We start from the raw sequence: 4,972 nt of genomic DNA on the forward strand, positions 1-4,972 counted from the left end.
TCGGACCCGGGGATCCTCTAGAGTCCGTCTCGGTAGGCGCCTATCGCCTCACCATTCGCATCGGTCGCTTGCCGGAGCCGCGGCGGTGGTTCGCATGAGCATCGTCAGCCTCGCCGCATCCGCCGTCGTCCTCGGTGTCGCGCTGGGAGCGGGGCTCGTGCTGGCCATCGGCCGGCTTCCGCGGTGGGCGGCGCCCTCGCTGTCGCGTCGCGTCGCGCCCTACCTGCGCGACATCGCCGATCCGCGGGGCATCACTCCACTCGCGGCGCCGGCGGTCACCTCGTCGTGGCGGCTCGTGCGAGACCGGGTCGCCGCATCCTGGGTCGGACTCGGCGGTGGAGGGAGCGCCGCGCGTCGCCTGCGCCAGGCCGGGTGGCGTCAGGACGTCGTGGCCTTCCGCGCCCTGCAGCTCGGGTGGGCCGTAGGGGGCCTCGGCGCGGGGGGCCTTCTCGTCGTCGCCTTGACTCTCCTCGGGCGCGCAGCGCCGACCCTCGCTCTTCTGCCGCCGCTGTTCGCCGCGGCCGGAGTTCTCGGGTGCGACTACCGACTGACGAGAGCGGCGCGTCAGCGAATCGCGCGGGTGGAGGAGGAGCTTCCGACCGTGCTGGAGTTCCTCTCGCTGTGCCTGGCTGCCGGTGAAGGGTTGCGCGATGCGCTACGTCGCGTGGGCGAGGTCGGCTCCGGCGTGCTGACCGGTGAGCTCCGCGCGGCAGTCCTGGCGAGCGGCACCGGATCGAGCCTGCCGGACGCGCTGCTCTCAGTGTCGAAGAGCCTCGACGTGCCGGCACTCGCGCGAGCAATCGAGCACCTCGTGGCGGCGATGGACCGTGGAGCGCCTCTCGCGCATGTTCTGCAGGAGCAGGCCGTCGATGCTCGAGAGGACGCCAAGCGGGGGCTGCTGGAGCTGGCCGGACGCAAGGAGATCTTGATGCTTCTGCCGCTCGTGTTCTTGATTCTGCCCCTGTCGGTTCTCTTCGCGATCTTCCCCGGCATCGTCATGCTGCGCCTCGGCGTCGGCTGACCGGCTGAGTCGGGCCGGTCGTCGCGGCGCAGCCCGATGCTTCGTGTCTCGTTCGCACTGCTGTGGATAACTCCCGCGTGCGAAATCTCATCCGAGCAGACTCGACGCATGGACAGTTCACACCGATCCGCACTGCGCGAGTTCGTCGACGATGAGACGGGTGACGTTCCGGTCTGGGCTGAAAGTCAAACCACATAAGACTTCCGAGCTCCTAGATGCTCAAAGGGATGGGTACCCCTGAGGCTCAACGAACCTAGAGTTGTGGGGCTCGGACTCATCGAGCCATAGGGCGTCGTTCGTGTCTCTGAAGGTCTTCCTGTAGCCCGCGGCGCGTAGCAGTGCTGCGCCCGTGATGCCGTCCAGCTTGAACACAAAGTCAAAGTGGCTGCGCCACCACGGGTTCTCACTCTTCACCATCTGCAGCAGCTCTTTCGGAATCTCAGCTGGGGCGCCCTCGTCACGCCAGTCTTCTGCCATCTGCTGGTACTTCAGGTACCTGATCTGGGAAACGGTGCGCCCCGTGGTCATCACAAACCCGATGACGCTCTGAAGCGAGAAGCCCGCGTTGACTACTTCCCATGCTGACGCGAGAGGCTCATGCCAACGTCCATCACCGCCATAACCGCCGGGGTCGAATTCCCATTCGGTACCACGCGTGAAGTCATCGAACTGCGCGACGGTGAAGTCGATTGGTATCCGTACCAGGTCTTGCCGTGGTCGTTCGCTCCACGGGGACGTCATGCGTATGAGCAGGTAGGTGTCTTCGGTCACCTCCCAGCCTTTCGCACGGAAGTAGGCCTCGATGAATCTGTCCTCCCCCTCCGCCACGAGTGTGTACTCTCCGCCCAGGCGTTCAACCCGCCGGATCGGTATCTCAAAGAGGGTCACTGCGCCAGCCCCGGGTATCGCTGACCTTGGTAAGGCTCAGTCTCGTCGGTCCATACTGAGTCTCCCGGGACCTCACGAGTCTTCCGGTACCCTGCGGCCCGCAAGAGTTCCGTGCCGCTCGCGTAGTCCAGGCCGAACGCGAAATCGAAGTGTTCACGCGACCAAGGGTTCTGCTCCTTGACACGTTGCCGCAGAGGCATCGGAATCGGCTGTGGCTTTCCATCATCGAGCCAGTCGCGTGCCAACTTCTGGTGCGTCCGATACCTAAGCTGGCGAAACTGTTTGCCCTGACTTCGCATCAGGGAGTAGGCCTCACGAATCGTGAGCCCATAACCGATGAACTCCACGGCGCTCATGAGTGGCTCGAACCAGAATTCACCGGCCCCGAGACCGGGGATTATGAGAGCATGCTCTTCGGCTGCGGTGATCTGCGCATACTCGCCAACCGTGAAGTCATCCGGGATGACAATTAGGTCATCCACGCCCCAACTCCCATCGTCCGAGGCGACTAGGTACAGGCCTTTGAGTTCTTGCTGAATCGCATCTCGCAGAGCGCCCCGGGCGACATCCCCGAAGAGGGCGTCTTCGGACGCCTCAACGGTCGTCCTGAAGTCGGGCCGTGGCCCTTCGTACGTGAAGGCGATGTGGATGCTGATCTGAGCCATGCTCGCAGGGTAGCGGGCGTAACGTTGCCGTGGGTAGTCTCCGTTATGTAGATCGGTCAGCAGAGGGCAACGAAGCGTGCCTATTAATCTCCGAAGTAGTCCTTCATCATGCTCACCTGATCCTTGGCGTCGGTCACTTGTTGGTGAACGGCGATCGGAAGATCATCGCCCCGAGACTCTGCACCTGCCAACGCGATAAGCAGCTGCACGAGTTCGCGTGCGAGCCAAAGCGGATTCGAGTCCAAATGGTTGACGCTGATGTACGCGCCTAGGTTGTTGAGCGCGGTGATTGCCGTGATCATGTTCTCACGAGTTTCAGCGTCGTGGATGAGTTCCACTGCTTCTCGCGCGGTGGCGTCATATCTCGTATTCCAGCGATGGGCGATTGCGTCGCTGCTTGCAGTTGACGGTAGCGCTGACAAGTCACTAAGCAGCTTCGTGAACGCGCTCATGGCTGTGAGGGCGTTTCGCTTTGCTTCCGTCTGATGCTGGGACAGCTGAAGCTTACGCTCCTTTTCCCCCTGACGTGCGCGTTCGTCTGCATCGTCTTTTCGCTTGGCGTCGAGCCGCTTGGTTTCGAGTCGGGCATCGAGAATGCTCTTCCCCCATGTGCCGCCCGCGGTCACCACACCCGTCGCAAGGATCGTAAACACCGTCGACCAGTACATGGCCTCAGTATGGCGCAACCGAGAAAAAGACCCCCAGCCGAAGCCGGGGGTCCTGCGGGTGAGGCGTGTCAGACGACGGTTGCTTCTCCCTCGGATGTGGCATCAGCGATGTCGATCCTCGCGATGCTGCTCCACGGCCAGAACAACAACCTGTTCCAAGCGACTGCGACGATTCCAACCTCGTCCCAGTCACGGATCGTTGCGTGAGCAACGGTTCCGCTGCTGAGGTGGACGGTTGCTTCTTGGCCGTACGCGACGTACTGTCCGAATTTCGCTGCATTTCCTTTCTGTTACCGAGCCGCCTCGTAGGCGTCAAGGATGGTCTGCGCCACCCGGCCACGGTCAGAGACAGTGTGGCCGTTGGCACGTGCCCACGTGCGCACCGCGTCCAGGTCGTGCTTCTTCGATGCAGAAGAGGACCGGCGGGCAGGGGCGAGGCTGGAGGAGCGGACTCGACGCGACTTGTCGATGTACGCAGCGAGGAAGTCATCCAGCTTCTTGGCGTTGCGCTTCGAGAGATCAATCTCGTAAGCCTGACCGCCGTAGCTGAACTGGATGCTCACCGCTTCGTCCTCGGGAATTTCTTCTCCGGTGAGGTCATCGGTCACAATGTACGATCTGATTTCTTTGCGGGCCATGATGGCGAGCATAGATCATCTTTTAAGGTCGCGCCAAGGTGAGAGTGATCATCCATCGACTCGGTGTGATTTCGTGCTGAATACCTGCAATCAGGGCATCGTTCTCTAGCCCTCGGTAGATCACGATGATTCTCTGGCCCAGTTCGATCTTTCGGGCGGATTCAATGTCTTGCTGTGCATTCCATACGAGCTTGGTCACGAGGAGGTCGGGTGTCTGCCTGTTGTGTGTGAGCTTGTCGATCAATTCCAGATAACTCTTCCCCCGATCAGTGCTCTCCCAGTCGTCACCCTCAAGGAACGGCATAGCAATGTTGGTCGTGATGGACGCGGGACGCTCCCCGCACTGATCGATGGAGGCTTCGTTGGTCCACTCGTAGTCCGTGGAGCTTTCGGACCATGACCACTCGCCTTCACCCTTAGCCGTCTTCCGTATTGATCCCGATAGATCGCTAGGCACCGAGGGGGTGAAGACCTTGTTCGCAATCGTTGGCTTGTTCAGAATCATGCGGGTGTCGTGCGCGGCCTTTACGTCCGTGTACTTGAATCGGCCTGACTTTCGTGCCGTTCTTCAAGCAAGGGTCCAGCAGGTCGGCCGATATGTTTCAAGAATGACCAGTAACGGTGCGCCAACCCAATCCACATTGAGCAAGTCCTTGCCTCGCAAACTATGCAATCGAGTCGCGCGTGACGTCGCGATCATCGCTGGCGCAGTTGTTCTGGTAGCCGCAGTTGTGGTGTTGGCGGTGCTTTGTTGGGGGATTGGCGGTGTGATTGGCATCACGGTGGCTACCGTTGTCGTGGGTGCAGTCAAGGAAATCTGTGCAGTGCTTAAGCTTCGCTACGCGCAGGCAGTCGAGAGTCTTCAGACACTTGTTGAGCTGGAAAAGAAGGTCGGTCGGTTGGAGGGAGCGCTCAAGCGGTTGGGGCTGGGCGCGGGGCAGCGTGATACTGACGAGGTCTCTCAATCCAAGGCGGACGAAGCCGAGCGCATGAAGAAGGAGGCGGCTGAGCTCATCGCAGTCTTCGACCGTCGTGGTGCGCTGCTGCCGAGTGGTCGTCCGCCGCGGGCCTCATTGTCTGGGTGCTGGGGAT

The 4,972-nt window shown here is 61.4% G+C and carries 7 protein-coding genes; 2 read left to right on the forward strand and 5 right to left on the reverse strand.

Going from position 1 to position 4,972, the window contains the following annotated elements:
• The first annotated feature begins 94 nt into the window (after nt 1-94).
• Nucleotides 95-1,021 carry a type II secretion system F family protein gene (locus I5I_RS05115; RefSeq protein WP_036317278.1) on the forward strand — a complete coding sequence of 309 codons (927 nt, stop codon included), beginning with the start codon at nt 95-97 and terminating at the stop codon, nt 1,019-1,021.
• A 219-nt stretch (nt 1,022-1,240) separates the two neighbouring features.
• Here I5I_RS05115 and I5I_RS05120 read toward each other — a convergent pair whose 3' ends face one another.
• From I5I_RS05120 to I5I_RS05140, 5 genes are all read right to left on the reverse strand, one after another.
• Nucleotides 1,241-1,909 (reverse strand): hypothetical protein, encoded by a 669-nt coding sequence (locus I5I_RS05120; RefSeq protein ID WP_036317281.1) that lies wholly within the window; start codon nt 1,907-1,909, stop codon nt 1,241-1,243.
• On the reverse strand, nt 1,906-2,574 hold the full coding sequence (locus I5I_RS05125; RefSeq protein ID WP_036317284.1) for a hypothetical protein: 669 nt from the start codon (nt 2,572-2,574) through the stop codon (nt 1,906-1,908). The genes I5I_RS05120 and I5I_RS05125 overlap by 4 nt, the downstream gene beginning before the upstream one ends.
• A gap of 83 nt (nt 2,575-2,657) precedes the next feature.
• Nucleotides 2,658-3,242 carry a hypothetical protein gene (locus tag I5I_RS16745; RefSeq protein WP_148285489.1) on the reverse strand — a complete coding sequence of 195 codons (585 nt, stop codon included), beginning with the start codon at nt 3,240-3,242 and terminating at the stop codon, nt 2,658-2,660.
• A 290-nt stretch (nt 3,243-3,532) separates the two neighbouring features.
• Nucleotides 3,533-3,892, reverse strand: a complete 360-nt coding sequence (locus tag I5I_RS05135; RefSeq protein WP_239640025.1) for a histone-like nucleoid-structuring protein Lsr2 — start codon at nt 3,890-3,892, stop codon at nt 3,533-3,535.
• Between the two features lie 10 nt (nt 3,893-3,902).
• Nucleotides 3,903-4,385: a hypothetical protein gene (locus tag I5I_RS05140; RefSeq protein WP_036317290.1), complete on the reverse strand. Its 483-nt coding sequence runs from the start codon at nt 4,383-4,385 to the stop codon at nt 3,903-3,905.
• A 103-nt stretch (nt 4,386-4,488) separates the two neighbouring features.
• On the opposite strand from I5I_RS05140, the gene I5I_RS16750 reads away from it, so the two are divergent.
• Nucleotides 4,489-4,972 (forward strand): hypothetical protein (locus tag I5I_RS16750; RefSeq protein WP_148285490.1); only part of this gene is annotated, 484 nt, incomplete at its 3' end.

The organism is Microbacterium sp. B24 (assembly GCF_000333415.1).
Lineage (GTDB): Bacteria > Actinomycetota > Actinomycetes > Actinomycetales > Microbacteriaceae > Microbacterium.